Source organism: Anabaenopsis sp. NIES-4685 (assembly GCF_059725405.1).
The window spans coordinates 2,437,030-2,456,566 of sequence record NZ_AP043602.1; the positions used below are offsets into that span (position 1 = coordinate 2,437,030).

Sequence of the window (19,537 nt, forward strand, 5' to 3'; positions counted from 1 at the left end):
TTTTCAGTTAACACTGAACTGTCAACAGTGAACGCATTTAAGGATTTACTCATGACTAAGGAAATATGAGAACAATACAGTCAAATCAGTTTGATTATGTCAAAATCGGTTTAGCATCACCAGAACGCATTCGCCAGTGGGGTGAGCGAACCCTACCTAATGGTCAGTTGGTGGGGGAAGTCACTAAACCTGAGACTATTAATTACCGTACTCTCAAGCCGGAGATGGATGGCCTATTCTGTGAGCGGATTTTCGGACCGGCTAAGGATTGGGAATGTCACTGTGGCAAATACAAACGAGTCCGTCACCGTGGTATTGTCTGCGAACGCTGCGGCGTGGAGGTAACGGAGTCGCGAGTGCGTCGTCACCGCATGGGATATATAAAGCTGGCTGCGCCTGTGGCTCATGTTTGGTATCTCAAGGGTATTCCGAGTTATATTTCGATTCTGCTGGATATGCCTTTACGGGATGTGGAGCAGATTGTGTATTTCAATTCCTATGTGGTGCTTAGTCCTGGTAATGCGGAAACTTTAAGTTATAAGCAGTTGCTCAGTGAAGACCAGTGGTTAGAAATTGAGGACCAAATTTACAGCGAAGATTCGACGCTGCAAGGGGTAGAAGTAGGTATTGGAGCAGAAGCCTTGCTGCGTTTATTAGCTGATATTAACTTAGAACAAGAAGCCGAAAACCTGCGGGAGGAAATCGCCGGGGCTAAGGGTCAGAAACGAGCCAAGTTAATTAAACGACTGCGAGTCATTGATAATTTTATTGCCACTGGTTCTAAACCTGAGTGGATGGTTATGTCTGTGATTCCTGTGATTCCCCCAGATTTACGCCCCATGGTGCAGTTAGATGGTGGGAGGTTTGCTACTAGTGACCTCAATGATCTGTATCGCCGGGTGATCAATCGGAATAATCGGCTGGCGCGATTGCAAGAGATTTTAGCCCCGGAGATTATTGTGAGGAATGAAAAGCGGATGCTGCAAGAAGCAGTGGATGCTTTAATTGACAATGGTCGGCGGGGTCGGACTGTGGTGGGGGCAAATAATCGCCCTCTGAAGTCGCTGTCTGACATTATTGAGGGTAAACAAGGGCGTTTCCGCCAAAATTTGTTAGGGAAGCGGGTAGATTATTCGGGACGTTCGGTAATTGTGGTGGGTCCGAAGTTGAATATCCACCAGTGCGGTTTACCTAGGGAGATGGCTATAGAACTATTTCAGCCTTTTGTGATTAATCGGTTAATCCGCAGTGGGATGGTGAACAATATTAAGGCTGCGAAAAAGTTGATTTCTCGTAATGACCCTAGTGTGTGGGATGTGCTAGAGGAGGTAATTGAGGGACACCCCGTGATGTTAAACCGAGCGCCTACCCTCCACCGTTTAGGTATTCAGGCTTTTGAGCCTGTGTTGGTCGAGGGTAGGGCGATTCAGTTACATCCTTTAGTTTGTCCGGCTTTTAATGCTGATTTTGATGGTGACCAGATGGCGGTGCATGTGCCCCTGTCTTTAGAAAGTCAGTCTGAGGCGCGACTGTTGATGTTGGCTTCTAATAATATTTTATCTCCGGCTACGGGGAGACCGATTATTACCCCTAGTCAGGATATGGTGTTGGGAGCGTATTATTTAACAGCGGAAAATCCTAGGGCGACTAAGGGGGCGGGTAGGTACTACGCTTCTCTGGATGATGTGATTATGGCTTTCCATCAAGGGCAGGTTGATCTACACAGTTATATTTATGTCCGCTTTGATGGGGATGTGGAAACAGAGAAACCAGATGTAGAACCCCTGGAAGTGACGGAAAATGGTGATGGTACACGGACTGTGATGTATAAGTATCGCCGAGTCAGGGAGGATGCCCAAGGTAATTTAATGTCTCAATATGTCCGCACTACTCCGGGTCGGGTGATTTATAACAAGGCGATTCAAGAGGCTTTGGCTGTATAAACTCTTGACTGTTGGGTGTTGACTGTTGACTGTTGACTGTTGGCTGTTGACTGTCAACCATCTTTTTTACAAGATAGGGAATTACTAATAATGACTAAAGAACAGGCTGTTTTTCGGAATCGGGTGGTTGATAAGGGTCAATTGAGAAAGTTAATTTCTTGGGCGTTTACCCATTATGGGACGGCGCGGACTGCGGTGATGGCAGATAAGTTGAAGGATTTGGGGTTCCGCTATGCGACTAAGGCGGGGGTGTCTATTAGTGTGGATGATTTGATGATTCCCCCGACTAAGCGATCGCTGTTGGAGGTAGCGGAGGAAGAAATCCGGTCCACGGAGAACCGCTATCAACGGGGCGAAATCACCGAAGTGGAAAGGTTCCAAAAAGTAATTGATACTTGGAACGGAACTAGTGAGGCCCTCAAGGATGAGGTAGTAGTGCACTTTAAAAGCACTGACCCTCTCAATTCTGTATATATGATGGCTTTCTCTGGAGCGCGGGGGAATATTTCCCAGGTGCGCCAGTTGGTGGGTATGCGGGGTTTGATGGCTGACCCGCAGGGGGAAATTATTGATTTACCGATTAAGACCAATTTCCGGGAAGGTCTGACGGTAACTGAGTATATTATTTCTTCTTACGGTGCGCGTAAGGGATTGGTAGATACAGCTTTACGGACGGCGGATTCTGGTTATCTGACCCGGCGGTTGGTAGATGTTTCCCAGGATGTAATTATTCGGGAAATTGACTGCGGTACTACCAGGGGTATTCCTTTACGTGCCATGACGGAGGGGGGTAAGATTTTGATTCCTCTGTCTCAACGGTTGCTAGGGCGGGTAATTGCTGAGGATGTGGTGCATCCTGAAACAAGAAAAGTAATTGCGCCCCGGAATACTCCGGTGTCGGATGAGTTGGCGGATAAAATCCATGAGGCTGGGGTGACTGAGGTGGTAGTGCGATCGCCCTTAACCTGTGAAGCGGCGCGTTCTGTGTGTCAACATTGTTATGGCTGGAGTTTAGCCCACGCCAAAATGGTAGATTTAGGGGAAGCTGTAGGCATTATTGCTGCCCAAAGTATTGGAGAACCAGGGACACAGTTAACAATGCGTACTTTCCACACCGGGGGTGTGTTCACCGGTGAAGTGGCGCAGCAGGTTCGTTCTAAGAGTGACGGTACTATCCGGTTCCCACGGAAACTCCGCACCCGTACTTATCGCACGCGACATGGTGAAGATGCTTTATATGTTGAAGCTAATGGAGTCATTCATTTACACTCAGACCATGAAAGCCAAGTCGCCCAAGAAATCAACGTTACCCAAGGCTCTACTTTATACGTCCAGAATGGTCAGCAGGTAAAAATCGGTCAATTACTGGCGGAAGTGGCTCTAGGTGGACGGACAACCCGCTTGAATACGGAAAAAGCGGTAAAAGATGTAGCTTCAGATTTGGCGGGTGAAGTGTTATTTGCAGAAGTTGTACCTGAGCAAAAGACAGACCGCCAAGGAAACACAACTACGACGGCTGCCCGGGGTGGATTAATTTGGGTATTATCTGGAGAGGTTTACAATTTACCACCGGGGGCGGAATTGGTGGTAAAAAATGGTGACCGAATTTCAGAAAACGGCGTTTTAGCAGAAACCAAGTTAACCACACAACATGGGGGAGTAGTACGGTTACCGGAAAATCTCCCCGGAAAGAATGCTAGGGAAATTGAAATCATCACAGCTTCTGTAGTCTTAGACCAAGCTACAGTCACCGTAGAAAGTTCCCAAGGTCGTAACCACTATTTAATTACAACTAGTAATAACCAAGTTTTTAACTTACGGGCGACCCCAGGTACAAAAGTCCAAAATAGTCAAGTAGTAGCTGAACTAATTGATGACCGGTATCGTACAAATACGGGTGGTTTTCTTAAGTTCGCGGGTGTAGAGGTTCAGAAGAAAGGTAAAGCGAAACTAGGTTATGAGGTGGTTCAAGGGGGTACACTTTTGTGGATTCCTGAAGAAACTCATGAGGTGAACAAAGATATCTCCCTACTTTTAGTGGAAGATGGGCAATTTGTGGAAGCTGGTACTGAAGTTGTTAAAGATATTTTCTGTCAAACCGGTGGAGTGATAGAAATCACCCAGAAAAACGATATCCTCCGGGAGGTGGTGATTAAACCCGGTGAGTTGCTGCTGATGGATGCGGGACTTACTACTGCTGACGCGGGGGATTTGGAAGAAATTATGGGCGTGGATAATACTTTTGTCCAACCCGGTCAGGAGTTTCGCGGTGCAGTGGCGACTGAGTTACGCTACGTTCAGTATGTGGAAACTCCAGAAGGTCCGGCTTTATTAAGCCGTCCGGTGATAGAGTTTCCAGTACCTAATCATCCAGATGTTCCTTCAACAACATCTATTAATCAACAAACTGGGCGCTCTATACAAATGCGGGCAGTGCAGCGCTTGCCTTATAAGGATTCTGAACGTGTTAAGTCTGTGGATGGGGTGGAACTTTTACGAACTCAGTTAGTTTTGGAGATTGAGCAAGATGGGGAACAAGACCATGGTGGTTCTCCTTTGGCTGCGGACATTGAGTTAGTACAAGATGCGGAAAATCCAGCCGTGCAGCGTTTGCAGCTGGTGATTCTGGAGTCTTTGGTGGTGCGGCGGGATATAGCGGCGGATGCTACTCAAGGGAGTACGGAAACTAGTTTGGAGGTTGAGGATGGGGACTGCATAGCGCCTGGGTCTGTGGTTGCGCGTACTAAGATTCTTGCTAAAGATGGCGGAATTGTCCGGGGCGTGAGAGAAGACCTGGAAACCGTGCGGCGCTGTTTGGTTTTGCGTGATGTTGATAAGGTGGTGGTGAGTAGCTGCGAGCCAACCCAAGGTTAAGATGGGTGACTTGTTGGTAGAAGGGGCGGAGCTAGCTCCGGGGGTGTTTGCGCAGGAGTCGGGGCAGGTTTGGTCTGTGGTTCAGAGGAAGACAACTGCTGCGACTGGTGAGGATTCGGCTCTGGCTGGGCAGGAATATGCTGTTTACATCCGGGTGGGTCGCCCTTACCGTGTGAGTCCGGGGGCTGTTTTGCAGGTGGAAGATGGGGATTTGGTGCAACGGGGGGATAATTTGGTTTTGCTGGTGTTTGAACGGGCGAAAACTGGGGATATTATCCAAGGTTTGCCCCGGATTGAGGAGTTACTGGAGGCTCGTAAACCTAAGGAGGCTTGTATTTTAGCTCGGCGCTCTGGGGAGTTGCAGGTGGTTTATGGTGATGGGGATGAGGCGATCGCCGGGAGGGTAGTTGAGGCGAATGGGGTGGTGACTGAGTATCCCCTAGGACCAGGACAAAATTTAATGATTCCAGATGGAGGGGCTGTTACAGCTGGAGAACCACTGAGCGATGGCCCTTCTAATCCCCATGAAATACTAGAGGTTTTCTTTAGTCTAGGTTCAGAGGAGGGTGTTTATGCTTGTGCTAGTCATGCTTTGCAAAAGGTACAGACTTTTTTAGTCAATGAAGTGCAGATGGTGTATCAGTCCCAGGGGATTGATATTGCTGACAAGCACATTGAGGTAATTGTCCGCCAGATGACTAACAAGGTCAGAATTGATGATGGTGGAGATACTACGATGCTTCCTGGGGAGTTAGTGGAACTGCGACAAGTAGAGCAGGTGAACGAGGCGATGTCGATTACAGGGGGGGCGAAGGCACAATATACGCCCGTGCTGTTAGGGATTACTAAAGCCTCTTTAAATACGGATAGTTTTATTTCTGCAGCTTCGTTCCAAGAAACTACTAGGGTATTAACTGAGGCAGCTATTGAGGGGAAATCTGATTGGCTGCGGGGGTTGAAGGAGAATGTGATTATTGGGCGCTTGATTCCGGCGGGGACTGGTTATAACACTTACGAGGAGCCGGGGGCTTTAGATGAATATGGGACACTAGAGGGTAGCGGTGTTTTAGATGAGGTGGATGACGCGCTGGATATGGTGTTAGATGACCGCACAGCGCGCAGTTATAACCTGGATGTTTCTGGTTTAGGGGAGGGTACTTTTGGTACTCGTCGCTCTGAAAGGTCAATATTAGATGAGGAGGATGAATTAATTGCGGATGACATAGTCAACGACTTGGTGGCTGACGATGATGAATATGAAGATGATATGGATGAGGATGAGGATTTTTAAAACCTTGCACTCTCAGCTCTAGTATCCGGGGGTTACCCATCCCCCAACTCCTCCCCTTGCAACGTAAGGGGGGGTATATAGAATGGCGCTATCCCATCTTGTCAAGATCATCAAATACATGATCTTCGGTGTCACACAGATCCCCGACTTCTGGACAAATTATATTAGATTATCCCAATTATGTAAGAAGTCGGGGATATTACTCATGGAGGTGCGATCGCCTATAGCTTCGCCCTTCTGATTAGGTTTGACCCCACCCCCAACCCCTCCCCTTGCAACGTAAGGGGGGTATATAGAATGGCGCTATCCCATCTTGTCAAGATCATCAAATACATGATCTTCGGTGTCACACAGAGCCCGGACTTCTAGCTAAATTAGCCTAGATTATCTCTGATAATGTGAGAAGTCGGGGATCTTGCAGCTACAGAGAGTTTAAAAGCGTAATTGTTCGTTGATAACCATCGGGATCATCTTGAGTGAGGTATAATTGCCCTGCTCGTTGTAGGTTTTCCCTGGCTTTGTTGATGTCTCTGAGATAAACATAAACAGCACCGCGATACAAGTAAGCATAAGCATCATTAGGATCAATCGCAATAGCTTTGTTGTAATCGACCAGTGCTAAATCCCATTTCTGCTGCTTACGGTAAACATTACTGCGAGCGATATAAGTCACTGTATAGCTATGGGATATCTGCACAGTTGGGGGTAAAGAGTCAGATTTCCAAGTAATGATTCTCTGGTATTTTCCTCCTGGTTCAGGTGTTAACCCCAAGGGTGTGGGAATTTTCTCCACACAACCGGGGTAGCGAGTTGAGAGACAAGTAAAGCTGTTTTGATTAGTTTTAGTTTGACTCCAAGTCTGGGTAGCACTGAGGGTAAATGTCAGTGTTGTTAAGGCTACACCGCTAGTTAGTCCTATTCAGTACATGGGTCTTACCTGTGACAGTTGATAGATTATTTAACATAATACGTATAAATACAGAAGCTTTTGACTTATACGTATTGGAGATTATTTCTGAGTTTTTTTGGTTAAACTATAGCATTTCCCATGCTCGTGAGGTACATTTTTTTTTAGTTTGAGGGAACAGGGAATAGGGAATTGGTGTGTACTTCATCAGCCTGAAAAAGACTATATCACTTATCAGAGGAATAGATGGGAATTTTAGCCAATAATTAATCCCCAATCCCCCCACTAACTGATTAAATGGACTGGTGGACTGTTAATGATACAATTGGGAGATTAATTCCTCTCAATGCTCCAAGGATTTTTTATGAGCGAAGTATTAACAAATACGAATTACAGAAATTAGCCGTCCGCCTTTATTAGCTGGCGTTACATAGTCCCCAAAGTATACTATCAGTGATAGAATTGGGTATTTAACAAATGACCATTGAAACCAACTTTTCCAGTTTATCCGCAATAGAATACGTACCTTATATTGATATAAACGGAGAATTGCCTCAAGTATTTTCTGGCAAAATAGGCGTATACGCTATTTTTGACCAGGCTAAACAACTACAATTTGTCGGCTATTCTCGGGATGTTTACTTGAGTCTTAAGCAACATTTAGTCCGTAAACCAGAACAATGTTATTGGGTCAAAGTGCAAACAATTGCAAGTCCTAAACGTGCAATTTTAGAAAGTATTCAAAATGCTTGGATAGAGGAAAATACTACTATTCCTTTAGGTAATGCAGATGATCGGGAAAGCTGGACACAGGCTATTAATGTGCTGCAATTAATGACACCTCAGGAAGAAGAAAAATATCATCACCCAGCTAATGATGAATTGGCGCAAATCAAAGTACTGAAAAATATAGCCCGGCGAGTAGAAGCAGAAATTTTACTAGTATTGAAAAACCGCGGTTTACAAGAACAATTACGGTTTAATCCCAAATTGAAAGAGCAAGGATTATTAGATTTAAAGTAAGTTGATGGCCTTAGCCGATATTTGTCAAGTCATGATTAGTGTATCAAATATTGTTTGACCCCACCCTAACCCTCCCCTTGTAAGGGGAGGGGACTGGATTTTATTGTTTATTGTGTGTTCGGTGTGTTCCCCATTCCCCATTCGCCATTCCCTGATCCGGTGTTCCCTGTTCCCTAAGATAAAAATTACCTGTTGAACACTTATCAAACATCCTCTTATCGGATATTTGAAAAAAGATGATCCTGCATCAAAGATTTCTTTAGACCACCCGGTTACCTGTATTTAAGAGGTAACTAGACTTTCTGTTTTCCCCCTTGATCTGGGGAGATTAAGGGGGTAAAACAGGAAATGGGTGGTTTCATAGCCAGATTTCTATCCTATCTGATATACATTGGGAAGGAAAGATATTTTGTAAATATTTATGACAATAGCGCTACTCAATAATCGCTATCAAGTTATTCAAGTTTTGGGTGCTGGTGGATTTGGAGAAACTTCCTTAGCTGAAGATACCCATATGCCTTCTCGTCGTCGCTGTGTAATTAAGCAACTCAAACCCATAGTCAATAATCCCTACAATCATAAAATGATTACACAAAGGTTTGAGAGGGAAGCAGCAACTTTAGAAGTCCTAGGGAGGGGTAGCGACCAAATACCGGAACTATATGCTTACTTTAGTGAGCATGGAGAATTTTACTTGGTGCAAGAATGGATTCAGGGACAAACTTTGATTGACATTGTGGAAACTCAGGGTTGTCAAACTGAAAGCAATGTGCGGGAAATTCTTTTGAGTTTGCTATCGATACTAATTTATGTTCACAGTCAAGGTATTATTCACCGGGATATCAAGCCAGATAATATTATCCTGCGTTCGAGGGATAACAAGCCAGTTTTAATTGATTTTGGAGCAGTTAAAGAAACCGTCCGTTCTGTGGCCAGTTCTCCCCATCCAGGGAGTCGTTCCATGGTAATTGGTACCCCTGGATATATGCCCACTGAACAAGCTATAGGACGACCTGTTTACGCCAGTGATATCTACAGCCTAGGCTTGACCGCGGTTTATTTATTGACTGGGAAACACCCATCAGAATTAGCAACACACCCGCAAACTGGGGAAATTCTCTGGGTGGATTTAGCCCCCAACGTCTCGCCACATTTAGCACAGGTAATTAATCAGTCAATTCAGCCCCATGTGAGCGATCGCTATAGCACCGCTAGTAAAATGCTCTATGCTTTAAAATCTGCTCGTGATACCGCCCAACAGTCTTCTATGACTACCGCCACAGTACATATTAGTCCTAAAAAAATATTATCAACTCACCAAACCCAGGCAATATCTTCTTTGCCAACTATTCCTACCAGCATCTGGCAAAAACCTGTTTTAATTATTGCTAGTTTATTGTTGGGTAGCGTCATAGGTGGGGTGGCAATTTCTAGCCTTACCCGTGAACAACAACCTGAAGTATCTCTGACGACATCATCACCACCCAGACCATTTTCCGAATCAACTGACATCAATCCGACTTCTTTACCAAACTCCTTACCTAAGGAACCTGCTGACACAGCATCTACTCTGCAACCTCCTGTAGAGCCGGTAGTACCTGTACAATCACAGCCCCAAGTAACTGCCAGATTTAAACTCACTCCAGAAACCCCACCACCACCCCCACAGACAGAAACCCCACCCCCACAGCCAGAAACCCCACCCCCACAGCCACAGACAGAAACCCCACCACCACCCCCACAGCCAGAAACCCCACCACCACCCCCACAGCCAGAAACCCCACCCCCACAGCCACAGACAGAAACCCCACCACCACCCCCACAGCCAGAAACCCCACCACCACCCCCACAGCCAGAAACCCCACCACCACCCCCACAGCAAAACCAAGATGGGGCTCCTAGCAACAGCAAAATTTCCAGAGTACCAGCATTTCCTACAGGAACTTCTCAACAGACTGTTAAAGCAGTTTTAGGTCAGCCCAGTACAAATTCCAGAGGGTTATGGAATACTCGAGCTTTTCTTTATCGGTTAGAAGATAATGTTGATCTTGGTTATTTATTTGACCAGAAAACCGGAGTCTTGCGCCAAACTGAAGCAACTTTTCCCCAATCTATCAACTCAGAAGTAATGCAAAAAACATTACAGGGAATGCTCAATGGTAATGCCAATAGTGATATCAAGCAAGGACTGCAAAAAGTACGCGATCGACAAACTCAGCGATATTCTTTTAATGTTGGAGAATTAAAAGGTGTAATTGAACGCAACCAGCAGGATAGGATTTATATTGGTGTTTGGGATGCTGATTTGCATTAAAAAAAAAGCCTGCACAAGCAGGCTTTTTCTGAGAGTCCCTAAACTACAAGTTTGAGAAGACAGTCTTGATTACTTAACAGTTACCTTACCGCCAGCTTCTTCGATGCGCTTCTTAGCATCTTCAGCCGCATCCTTAGCAATGCCTTCTTTGACGGCTTTGGGTGCTGATTCCACCAGATCTTTTGCTTCTTTGAGACCTAAACCAGTCAATTCGCGGACAATCTTCAGTACAGCAATCTTCTTGTCAGCAGGAACGGAATCTAGTACCACATCAAACTCGGTTTTTTCTTCCACTGGTTCAGCAGCAACAGCAGCACCAGGAGCCATCATCATCATCCCGCCAGCAGGTGCAGCAGCACTCACGCCGAAGGCTTCTTCAATTTGCTTAACTAACTCAGATGCTTCCAGCAGAGTTAGAGTTTTCAATTGTTCGAGAATTTGATCAGTTGTAGCAGACATTGATATAACTCCTGTAATCTAAATTGTGTTTTTGCCTAGTGAATGAAGGCAAAATTTGGTGTAATGTAGCTTACGCCACGCTCCGCTATCGACGAATTTTATTCAGCCGCACTTTCAGCGCTGTCACCTTGGTCTTTGTCAGCCACAGCTTGCAACGCACGAGCCAAAGAACTGGGAACTTCGTTAATACCCACAGCCAGTTTGGTAGCCAATCCGTTGATAGCTCCGGCAATTTGTGCCATGAGTTGCTCCTTGGATGGCAAGTCTCCTAAAGCCTTGACATCAGCTTCCTTGAGCAGGCGACCTTCCATAACCCCACCACGAAGTTCTGTCTTCTTGGTGGCTTTCTGAAAGTCTTGATAAGCCTTAATTGCGGATGAAAAGTCTTCTTTAACCAACAAAAAGGCAGAAGAACCTTGAAGCAATCCCGAAAGTGGTTGCCAATTCTCGTCACCCTCAATGGCAATGCCCATAAAGGTATTTTTTGTTACCTTGCAAACAGCGCCACTCGGACGTAAGCGCCTCCGTAGGTCGGTAATCTGAGCAACTGTTAACCCCTGGTAATCAATTACCAGTGCCAAAGTTGACTCACTCAAAGTTTCTTTGAGATCAGCTACTATCTCTTTTTTATTTTCTAGCGTTCTACCCATGCTTAGTTTTACCTCCAAGGGCAAAATCTTAATTTTCGACTAAGTAAAACTTGTTTAAATCTACTTATTGAGATTCAAGTCGGTTTTACCTCCTGCGGGTTTTTGTTCACAGGTGTGAATTCGAGAGCAGCCAATTCAAAAATGTTAATACCATTTCTTTGTGCGCCCAATTTCTTTGTTTCTTCCTAGCTGGGTATTTTTTGGTTTTACTATCAGCCAGTCAAAACAATTAACCCCAGCTATACTAGCCGGGGTTTGACAGGAAAACTCTTCATACCTGAGTATTTACACCTTAATGGGTAGTAATTCGTGGCAATTAGAGCTTTAACCTCGGCAGGATATTTGAGCCAATGGCTCCTGCTGTCTCCGGTTTGGCTTATTTAGTTTTGGGGGGAGTACAGTGCTGACTCAGATCGAAAAATGGATGATGGCAACCATCCTTTCCCCTTTCTAGCCTCTAGTACCCATTAAGCTACTTCGGCGACTTTTAAATCCCGTAGAGCATTGATATCGACTTTAATTGATGGACCCATAGTCGAAGCTACATAAATTGTCCGCCAATAACGACCTTTAGCTCCTGAAGGACGGTTACGGTCAATGGTCTCTTGTAATGCCTTTAAGTTTACCAACAAATCTTCAGGCGAGAAAGACACCTTACCAAACATAACATGGACGATACCAGTCCGATCAGCTCGGAATTCTAATTTACCCGCTTTGAATTCCGCGATCGCACTTGCTAAGTCAAATGTTACCGTTCCCCCCTTAGGAGATGGCATCAAACCCCGCGGACCAAGTAACTTACCCAGTTTTGCCACCTGTGGCATCACATCTGGAGTAGCGATTAGTTTATCGAAATCCATCATACCTTGTTGAATTTCGTTAATCAGCTCATCAGAGCCGACTAGATCCGCACCAGCATTGCTAGCTTCTGCAACTTTTTCACCTCGAGTAATTACCGCCACCCGCACAGTTTGTCCAGTACCTTTGGGCAGTGTTACCGTTGTCCGCAGTTGTTGGTCTGTATACTTGGGGTCAATGCCCAGGCGGATATGCGCTTCTGCTGCTTCAGGAAACTTAGCTGTTGCCGTTTCTTTGAGCAGACTCAAAGCTTCTAATGGCGCATACTCCCTATCTTCTACTTTTTCTAGCAGCGCCTGCAAACGGCGCGATATTTTTTTTCCCATTTTTATCTCCTGGGGTAATTTGCGAGATTAAATCTCTCCCCCGATAAGTTTTTTTTATTTACTCGGCGATGGTCACGCCCATATTCTTCGCAGTACCTGCCACAATCTTCATCGCCGCTTCTATATCATTGGCGTTGAGATCAGGCAATTTCGTTTGAGCAATTTCTTGCAGTTGAGCTTTTGTAATTGACCCAACTTTCTTTTTGTTGGGTTCATTAGAGCCTCTTTCAATTTTCGCTGCCTTGCGAATCAGTACTGATGCTGGTGGTGTTTTGAGTACAAATGTAAAACTCCGGTCTTCAAACACCGAAATTTCTACAGGAATTACCATTCCAGCTTGGTCTGCTGTTTTGGCATTGTACTCCTTGCAGAACATCATAATGTTCACACCGTGTTGACCCAATGCGGGACCCACTGGTGGTGCTGGGTTGGCTTTTCCAGCATTCAGGGCCAGTTTAATGACCGCTACTACTTTCTTCGCCATTTGTGTTTAGCTCTGTTTTTCTACCTGATTAAATTCCAATTCTACTGGTGTATCTCGCCCAAAAATCGAGAGCAGGGCTTTTAATTTGCTACGCTCCGGACTGACTTCAATCACCTCACCTTCAAAGTCTTTAAAAGGACCTGAAAGCACGACTATCTTATCACCAGTGACCATGTCAATTTTAACAATCGGCTCCTGTTCACTAGTTTGTTTGAAGATCCTTTCTACTTCTGATGCACCTAAAGGTACTGGTTTCACGTGACCGCGGCTTCTGCTACCGCCACGCTTTTGTTCTGCTCCCACGAAATTAATTACATGAGAGGTATTTCGTACCACCTGCCAAGTGTCATCTTCCATTACCATTCGCACTAGCACATAACCAGGAAAAACCTTTTCCTCTGTTTGCTGACGACTACCATCCTTGCGGATTTTTACCGCTGGCGTGTGGGGAATTTCCACTTGGATAATTTTGTCAGATACATCAAAAGTGTGGATACGTTGCTCCAAATTTGTCTTGACGCGTTTTTCACAGCCTGAGGCTACTTGTACTGCATACCAACGTGCTTCATTAAGCGCCGTTTCTGCTGTTTCCTCAGAATGTAAAGCTGAGTTATATGGTTCGTCTGTTGCAGAAGTCATCAGAATACCTGTTGTGCGACCCAACCGAACAATCCATCGACCAAGTATATCAAAGATGCAGATAGTGTGACCATTAAGAGTACACCTGCTGATTCGCTCACTAGTTGCTTTCGACTTGGCCAAACCACTTTTTCCAGTTCTTCCTTCGTACCCTGAAAGAAGTTGGCTAAACTGAAGCCATTGGTGTTTCCTGGCATTTCTGCCTCATTTTTTTTGGCCACTGTCGTTTTACCCCCGTTTTGTCAATATAAGGTACACCCTGCTCATTTTCATTCCATCTTACTGGAAGCAAAAAAGCTGTAAATAAAAAATAATTACACCCGAAATAACTAGATCCATCTGCCATTTTAGCAGGAATGCTGTTTTTCCGGGGTGTGTTTTTTTCCTTTCAAGCGCGCCCTGGAGGACTTGAACCCCCGACATCAGGTTTTGGAGACCTGCGTTCTACCAACTGAACTAAGAGCGCACAAAGTGGCTTGGATTCAGTCATTGCGCTGAACCTTTTTTAGTATAGCGCATTTTCTCCATTATGTCACCTTTTTTTTGTCGGGGAAAATTAGCGGCGAATGCCGCTTGATTGTCGAATTTTCTGCCATACTTTAGCCGAAATCTACAAGGCACGGTCAAACCGTTGTTTGATTCTGGTAGCTTTGCCTACACGTTGACGTAAATAATAAAGTTTAGCACGGCGGACTTTACCTCGACGGATGATTTTAATGTTGTCGATGCGGGGAGAATGTAACAAAAATACCCGCTCTACACCAATACCTTGAAACACGCGGCGGACTGTAATAGTTTCGTTAATACCACCATTACGTTTAGCAATCACCACGCCTTCGTAGGGTTGTACGCGAAACTTTTGTCCTTCCTGAATCTTTACACCGACTTTTACAGTATCGCCCACATAGATGATGGGCAAATCCGACTTCAGTTGTTCCGCCTCAATGGAGCGGATAATTTCTTGAGCGTTCATAGTGTTTCTGCTTTAAAAACTCACAATCACTAATCATAAAGCGATCATCCTCTTTCAGTCTACTTATTTAGAGCAAAATCTTGATTAATTCAACATCAGAACTTTTTCTTCCGTCCGCCCATATGGATAAAAATTGGCTTTCCGTGCCGCCAATTGCATAAATCTTCGGCAATACTGTAAAAACAAGGAATTATCAGCAGAGTGAGTAATGTAGCCAAAGACAGACCAGAAAACACAACCACACCCAATGGTTGAAGAAATTCTGAACCTTCACCGATTCCCAGCGCCAAGGGAAACATCCCTAAAACCGTAGTAATAGTAGTCATTAATATTGGACGTAAGCGTTGAGGAGCAGCTTGTAAAATTGCTGTTTTCCTACCAACTTGATCTCTTTGGCGAATTTGGTTCGCTAGTTCTACCATGATGATGGCATTGTTAACAACAATACCCACCAATAATACCGCCCCGACTATGACAGTGGCACCAATGGCTGTATTGGTAATGTAAAGACCAAAAATGCCTCCAGCCAAAGCCAGAGGAATTGTTAACATAATTACCAGGGGGTCAATGAGTGAATTGTATTGCACTGCCATGACGACAAAAACGAGAAAACTAGCTAATCCACCTAATAGTTGCAGTGAGTTCTGTAGTTCCTGATTAGATGCAGCCGCAGAACTGGGTAAAATGCTCACACCGTCAGGTAAACTTATATCACCCAATATGCTATCTACCTGGGTAAAAGCATCACTGAGATTAGCGCCCTCAGTCAAATTACCGGCAATTATCACTACCTGACGCTGATTAATTCTCTGAATCTCCGCAGGAGCTTCGGCTTTAGTAATTGTAGCTATATCCATCAGTCGCACCTGACGGTTATTATTCACGAACAAAGGTAATCTTTCCAATTGAGACACCTCTTGGATGGATGCTTCATTTAACTGTACCCTCACATCCACTAAACGGTTACCGCGTTGGAGTCGGGTAGGAACACTACCGGAAATAGCCGTCTGAATTGTATCGCCAATCTTGATAGTGGTTAAGCCCAAGTTTGCAACTCTTTCCCAGTCAGGAAGAATTTGCAGTTCTGGTTGACGGTCATCGATTTCGGGACGAAATCTCACTAAAGTAGCTTGCTGTTCTAGAGCAGCTAGTACCTCTCCACCAGCTTGTTCGAGTTTCTGTGTATCGTTACCCTGAAGAATAACATCAATATCAGCACCACGTGCTGGAGAATTACTGAGAATTAAGCCCCGCACCTGACCAGGGGAAAGGCGGAGGCGAATTCCTACTAAGTTGAGCTGGTTAATTTTTTGGGTAACTCTTTCTATGTAGGCTTCAGCATTACTACCCGCTTTGAGGGTAATAGTGCTAGTACCTCTGAGGGGATTAGCATTGACATTTGTGCCGAAAAGCGCACCACCAGCGGTAGAGAAGACATATTCAGTTTCCGGTTGCTGGAGGAGAATTTCATCCACCATAGCCATAACCTTGCGGTTGGTTTCTAGAGTCGTACCAGATGGAAACTGAGCATTTAATCTGACTTGTCCTGTACTAATGCGCGGGAGGATTTCTTGGGGAATTTGCGGAGCCATCCACAAACTAGCACCCCCAAAAACTACAATAGCGATCGCAACTGTTAAAAATCGCCAGCGCAATACTTCAGACAAAAATCGCCTATATGCATTTGTCGCTGCATAAAAGCGGCGGTTAAATGCTTGTAGTAACCAAAACTTACTCAACCCACTAGAAAATCGCCATGCCAAAGTCCGTGACGTGAGCATAGGTATAATAGTTACCGCAATCAAAATGGAAACCGCCACAGAAAAGCTGATAGTGAGAATTAACTCATTGAATAGTAGTGATATAAAGCCGCCAATGAGCAAAAACGGCATCACCGCCACTAAGTTTGTACTGGTAGAAGCAATTAAAGCCGACTCTACTTCCTGACTGCTGTGTTGAGCTTGTTGAATAAGTTCATGGGAATTCAGGCGGGTTTTACTATCCTTACCGGGAGTCATACCTGCACCCTGAGCAATATTCTCCAACATGACAATGGAGTTATCCACCACAATTCCCACCCCCAAAGCTAAACCACCCAAACTAAAAACGTTGAGGGATAACCCAAATATTCCCATTAAGATAATGGCGGCTAAACTAGCTAAAGGAATAGCAATGACAATAATAAAAGTTTGTCGCAGGGAACCCAAAAATAGCAAAACTGCGACAGCAGCTAGCGCTGTACCCATCAACCCGGCCGTAACGACATTAGAAATGGAATTGCGGATAAACTTTGACTCATCCAAGGTAGATGTGAGTATTGTCCCTTCAGGAAATACACCCGATGCTTCCAGTTGTTCTAAACGTTTTGTGACAGCATCAACAACATTAACAGTATTAGCATCCGGTTGTTTTTGAATACTAAGTTTAACAGCTGGTTCCCCATTCAGTAAAACGTAGATTCGCTGCTGTTCAGAACCATCAATAACTTGAGCAAAATCTCGCAAATAAACGCGACGATCAGATAAGATCGTCTGACTATTATCATCTGGTACCCAACGGACTTCAAAAGACAAATTTCTAATTTCATCAGCATTTTCAAACCGCCCCACAGTCCGAGTCAATGGCTCAGAATTGGACCCTAAAAGGCGACCCCCAGCAACATCTTGATTGCGGTTTCTCAGTTCATCCAGGACATCTGTCAAACCCACGCCCAAAGCTTGTAAACGGTCTAAATCAAGATTGACTCTGACTTCTTCTTTCACCCCTCCCGATACCTCTACCCCTGCGACTCCGGGGACAACACCGAGTTCACGCGCTAGTTCTTCCTCGGCAAAAACCCGCAAATCTAGGCTTTGTAGAGAGGGTGAGGTTAATGCAAATTCATAAACTGGTAACTGGGAAGGATCGAATTTGAATAAACGAGGTGTTTCAATGCTCTCTGGTAATCTCCCTCTAGCTCTATTTAAGGAGGCTGTAGCATCGTTTAGGGCTTGATCAATATTGCCCCCTGGTTGAAAATACAGGTCTAAACTTACCCTTCCTTCCCGAGTTTGAGAAAAAATCTGGAATACACCTTCCGTCGCCGACAAGGCTGATTCTAACGGTCTTGTAATTTCATCAATTGCTACCTCTGGAGAGATTCCCGGTGCTTCTATTCTCACACCAATTCGGGGATAGGTAATTGATGGTAGTAAATCTACGGGTAATTTTATAATAAAGAATACTCCTAATACGAACACAGCTAGAGCTAACATCAGTGTGGCAATGTGTCGCCTGATAGAAATAATACTGATACTAAATCCGCCTTTCTGTATTTCTTGCATCTATTGCTCATCTCCGATAAAAGAAGCTTCATCAATTCCTAGTCCAAAATTTCCGATTATATCTGTGTATTTATTATTGCTTAATTTTGTGTCACAATTTTACTTAGCTGTTTCTGACAAAACTGAAAGAACTACAGCTTGACCATCTTTTAAAGGCCGAGCAGATCGAACAACATAGGCATCACCTGGTTGCAAGCCAGAGAGAATTTCTACTTTACCATCGGCTTTGTTACCCAAAGTAACCGCACGGGCTGTTACCTTGGTTTTACCTTCTATTTCTGTAATTATAAATACTTGACTGTTGCTCTCGTCTGAGTTTTCTTGAATAGCTGATTGAGACACCACTACTCGCTGTGATGACTGGGGTTCAAATTTGACTCTTGCTAAGAGTCCACTACCAATTTTGTTGTCCTTATTCGGAATCACTACCTCTACTGGTATCAAGCGAGCTGTTGTATCAGCCGCTGGAGAGATCCGTGTGACTCTACCTATTAGGGTGGTATTGGGGAAAGCATCTAAACTGACTTGTGCTGACTGTCCTACTTCAATTTGAAATAGTTCTAATTCGGAAACTTGGACTATGATTTTTAAGCGGCTAAAGTCAGCTATCTGTACAACTTCATTACCTGGTTGGAGAAGATTACCTGGTTCTGTGACTCTTTGTGTAATCACACCGGTGATGGGGGAGATTAAGCGCGAGTAGGATCTACGTTCCTGAAATTGAGCGACTACGGCTTGTTGCGCAGTTACTCTACCTTGGGCTGTGGTGACGGCTTGCTGTTCTGTACGTACCCGCTCTTCCGATGCTCTTAATAACTGGGCAGCGGTGAGAGATCTGGTGCGTGATTGTTCCGCAGTTTGTTCGGAGATCGCCCCCGCTTGAAAGAGTTCCTGTTGTCGTTGGGAGTCAGCCTCAGCTTGTGATAATTCTAACCGCATTCTTTCAACTTCTGCTCGGACATTACTTACTTGAGTTTCTGCCTTGGTTACTTCTGATTTCAGGGCTGCTAGTTCCGCTTCTGCTTGTCTTAACGCTATTAAGAGCAAGGTATCATCTAAGAGTCCGACCTTAGCGCCTTTTTCTACTCGATCGCCTACGTCTAAGTTCAAAGCCAATAGTCTTCCTTCTACTTGCGATCGCAATGATATTGTCTGAAATGGTGTGGTATTCCCTGTGTAAGTTGGTTGAACCCTTAATGAATCAGTACGGGCGATCGCTACATCTACAGGTGTAGGATTGTTACTGCTTTGTCTTTCACGACGTTGCTGAGATTGAGCGTGAGCAGATTCTTTGGGTACCTCCCCACAACTAGCCGTTAATAATCCCACACCTAGTAGTAATGCAAACCAGAAGGGAGCAGGAAGAGAAGGTTTTGACAATTGGGGATCAATTAATTGGTTTAAGGAGGCGTTATAGGTGGGTTTAAAACAGATTTTTACCGCCAAAATCATGATATTTGCTCAATAAAGACA

At 44.7% G+C, this 19,537-nt stretch carries 14 protein-coding genes, 1 tRNA gene, 1 pseudogene and 1 other annotated feature; of the genes and pseudogenes, 5 read left to right on the top strand and 11 right to left on the bottom strand.

The annotated features are described in order from the left end of the window. Positions 1–65: 65 nt before the first annotated feature. The 3 genes and pseudogenes from AC6IZ0_RS10410 (at position 66) to AC6IZ0_RS10420 (ending at position 6,349) form a co-directional block, all read left to right on the top strand. Positions 66–4,817, top strand: a pseudogene (locus AC6IZ0_RS10410) (DNA-directed RNA polymerase subunit beta''). A gap of 1 nt (position 4,818) precedes the next feature. After that, on the top strand, positions 4,819–6,108 hold the full coding sequence (locus AC6IZ0_RS10415) for a DNA-directed RNA polymerase subunit beta'' (RefSeq protein WP_497722848.1): 1,290 nt from the start codon (positions 4,819–4,821) through the stop codon (positions 6,106–6,108). A gap of 82 nt (positions 6,109–6,190) precedes the next feature. Then, on the top strand, positions 6,191–6,349 hold the full coding sequence (locus tag AC6IZ0_RS10420) for a hypothetical protein (protein WP_497722849.1): 159 nt from the start codon (positions 6,191–6,193) through the stop codon (positions 6,347–6,349). A 180-nt stretch (positions 6,350–6,529) separates the two neighbouring features. Here the strand turns inward: AC6IZ0_RS10420 and AC6IZ0_RS10425 are convergent, their stop codons facing one another. After that, the gene (locus AC6IZ0_RS10425; protein ID WP_497722850.1) at positions 6,530–6,901 is read right to left on the bottom strand and encodes a tetratricopeptide repeat protein; all 372 of its coding nucleotides are present in this window, start codon (positions 6,899–6,901) and stop codon (positions 6,530–6,532) included. Between the two features lie 591 nt (positions 6,902–7,492). On the opposite strand from AC6IZ0_RS10425, the gene AC6IZ0_RS10430 reads away from it, so the two are divergent. Both AC6IZ0_RS10430 and AC6IZ0_RS10435 read left to right on the top strand, forming a co-directional pair. After that, on the top strand, positions 7,493–8,038 hold the full coding sequence (locus tag AC6IZ0_RS10430) for a GIY-YIG nuclease family protein (RefSeq protein WP_497722851.1): 546 nt from the start codon (positions 7,493–7,495) through the stop codon (positions 8,036–8,038). 421 nt (positions 8,039–8,459) lie between these two features. Next, on the top strand, positions 8,460–10,352 hold the full coding sequence (locus AC6IZ0_RS10435) for a protein kinase domain-containing protein (protein WP_497722853.1): 1,893 nt from the start codon (positions 8,460–8,462) through the stop codon (positions 10,350–10,352). A 69-nt stretch (positions 10,353–10,421) separates the two neighbouring features. On the opposite strand, the gene rplL is transcribed toward AC6IZ0_RS10435, so the two are convergent. The 10 genes from rplL to AC6IZ0_RS10485 form a co-directional block, all read right to left on the bottom strand. Continuing rightward, entirely contained in the window at positions 10,422–10,811 is a 390-nt protein-coding gene (gene rplL, locus AC6IZ0_RS10440) for a 50S ribosomal protein L7/L12 (protein WP_271731718.1), read from the bottom strand. Positions 10,812–10,909: 98 nt separating this feature from the next. After that, positions 10,910–11,461 carry a 50S ribosomal protein L10 gene (rplJ, locus tag AC6IZ0_RS10445; protein WP_271731719.1) on the bottom strand — a complete coding sequence of 184 codons (552 nt, stop codon included), beginning with the start codon at positions 11,459–11,461 and terminating at the stop codon, positions 10,910–10,912. Positions 11,462–11,679: 218 nt separating this feature from the next. After that, positions 11,680–11,849: a sequence feature (ribosomal protein L10 leader region), on the bottom strand. 79 nt (positions 11,850–11,928) lie between these two features. Beyond that, the gene (rplA, locus tag AC6IZ0_RS10450) at positions 11,929–12,645 is read right to left on the bottom strand and encodes a 50S ribosomal protein L1 (RefSeq protein WP_271731720.1); all 717 of its coding nucleotides are present in this window, start codon (positions 12,643–12,645) and stop codon (positions 11,929–11,931) included. Between the two features lie 58 nt (positions 12,646–12,703). Next, complete coding sequence (gene rplK, locus AC6IZ0_RS10455; RefSeq protein ID WP_271731721.1) at positions 12,704–13,129, bottom strand: 50S ribosomal protein L11; 426 nt, start codon at positions 13,127–13,129, stop codon at positions 12,704–12,706. A gap of 6 nt (positions 13,130–13,135) precedes the next feature. Beyond that, positions 13,136–13,768, bottom strand: a complete 633-nt coding sequence (gene nusG, locus AC6IZ0_RS10460) for a transcription termination/antitermination protein NusG (RefSeq protein ID WP_271731722.1) — start codon at positions 13,766–13,768, stop codon at positions 13,136–13,138. Further along, positions 13,768–13,989: a preprotein translocase subunit SecE gene (gene secE, locus AC6IZ0_RS10465; protein ID WP_271731723.1), complete on the bottom strand. Its 222-nt coding sequence runs from the start codon at positions 13,987–13,989 to the stop codon at positions 13,768–13,770. Before secE ends, nusG begins: the two co-directional genes overlap by 1 nt. Before the next feature lie 172 nt (positions 13,990–14,161). Then, positions 14,162–14,234: transfer RNA gene (locus AC6IZ0_RS10470), tRNA-Trp, on the bottom strand. 144 nt (positions 14,235–14,378) lie between these two features. After that, entirely contained in the window at positions 14,379–14,741 is a 363-nt protein-coding gene (gene rplS, locus AC6IZ0_RS10475) for a 50S ribosomal protein L19 (protein ID WP_271731724.1), read from the bottom strand. 95 nt (positions 14,742–14,836) lie between these two features. Beyond that, the gene (locus AC6IZ0_RS10480; RefSeq protein WP_497722855.1) at positions 14,837–18,064 is read right to left on the bottom strand and encodes an efflux RND transporter permease subunit; all 3,228 of its coding nucleotides are present in this window, start codon (positions 18,062–18,064) and stop codon (positions 14,837–14,839) included. 99 nt (positions 18,065–18,163) lie between these two features. Continuing rightward, positions 18,164–19,516 (bottom strand): efflux RND transporter periplasmic adaptor subunit, encoded by a 1,353-nt coding sequence (locus tag AC6IZ0_RS10485; protein WP_497722856.1) that lies wholly within the window; start codon positions 19,514–19,516, stop codon positions 18,164–18,166. Between the last annotated feature and the right edge of the window lie 21 nt (positions 19,517–19,537).

What these genes read in the sequence shown, in the direction of transcription:
- nusG (WP_271731722.1), bottom strand. Translation starts at nt 13,768, where the DNA reads ATGACTTCTGCAACAGACGAACCATATAACTCAGCTTTACATTCTGAG.
- AC6IZ0_RS10430 (WP_497722851.1), top strand. Translation starts at nt 7,493, where the DNA reads ATGACCATTGAAACCAACTTTTCCAGTTTATCCGCAATAGAATACGTA.
- AC6IZ0_RS10415 (WP_497722848.1), top strand. Translation starts at nt 4,819, where the DNA reads ATGGGTGACTTGTTGGTAGAAGGGGCGGAGCTAGCTCCGGGGGTGTTT.
- rplJ (WP_271731719.1), bottom strand. Translation starts at nt 11,461, where the DNA reads ATGGGTAGAACGCTAGAAAATAAAAAAGAGATAGTAGCTGATCTCAAA.
- AC6IZ0_RS10480 (WP_497722855.1), bottom strand. Translation starts at nt 18,064, where the DNA reads ATGCAAGAAATACAGAAAGGCGGATTTAGTATCAGTATTATTTCTATC.
- rplA (WP_271731720.1), bottom strand. Translation starts at nt 12,645, where the DNA reads ATGGGAAAAAAAATATCGCGCCGTTTGCAGGCGCTGCTAGAAAAAGTA.
- rplL (WP_271731718.1), bottom strand. Translation starts at nt 10,811, where the DNA reads ATGTCTGCTACAACTGATCAAATTCTCGAACAATTGAAAACTCTAACT.
- AC6IZ0_RS10435 (WP_497722853.1), top strand. Translation starts at nt 8,460, where the DNA reads ATGACAATAGCGCTACTCAATAATCGCTATCAAGTTATTCAAGTTTTG.
- rplS (WP_271731724.1), bottom strand. Translation starts at nt 14,741, where the DNA reads ATGAACGCTCAAGAAATTATCCGCTCCATTGAGGCGGAACAACTGAAG.
- rplK (WP_271731721.1), bottom strand. Translation starts at nt 13,129, where the DNA reads ATGGCGAAGAAAGTAGTAGCGGTCATTAAACTGGCCCTGAATGCTGGA.
- AC6IZ0_RS10420 (WP_497722849.1), top strand. Translation starts at nt 6,191, where the DNA reads ATGGCGCTATCCCATCTTGTCAAGATCATCAAATACATGATCTTCGGT.
- AC6IZ0_RS10485 (WP_497722856.1), bottom strand. Translation starts at nt 19,516, where the DNA reads ATGATTTTGGCGGTAAAAATCTGTTTTAAACCCACCTATAACGCCTCC.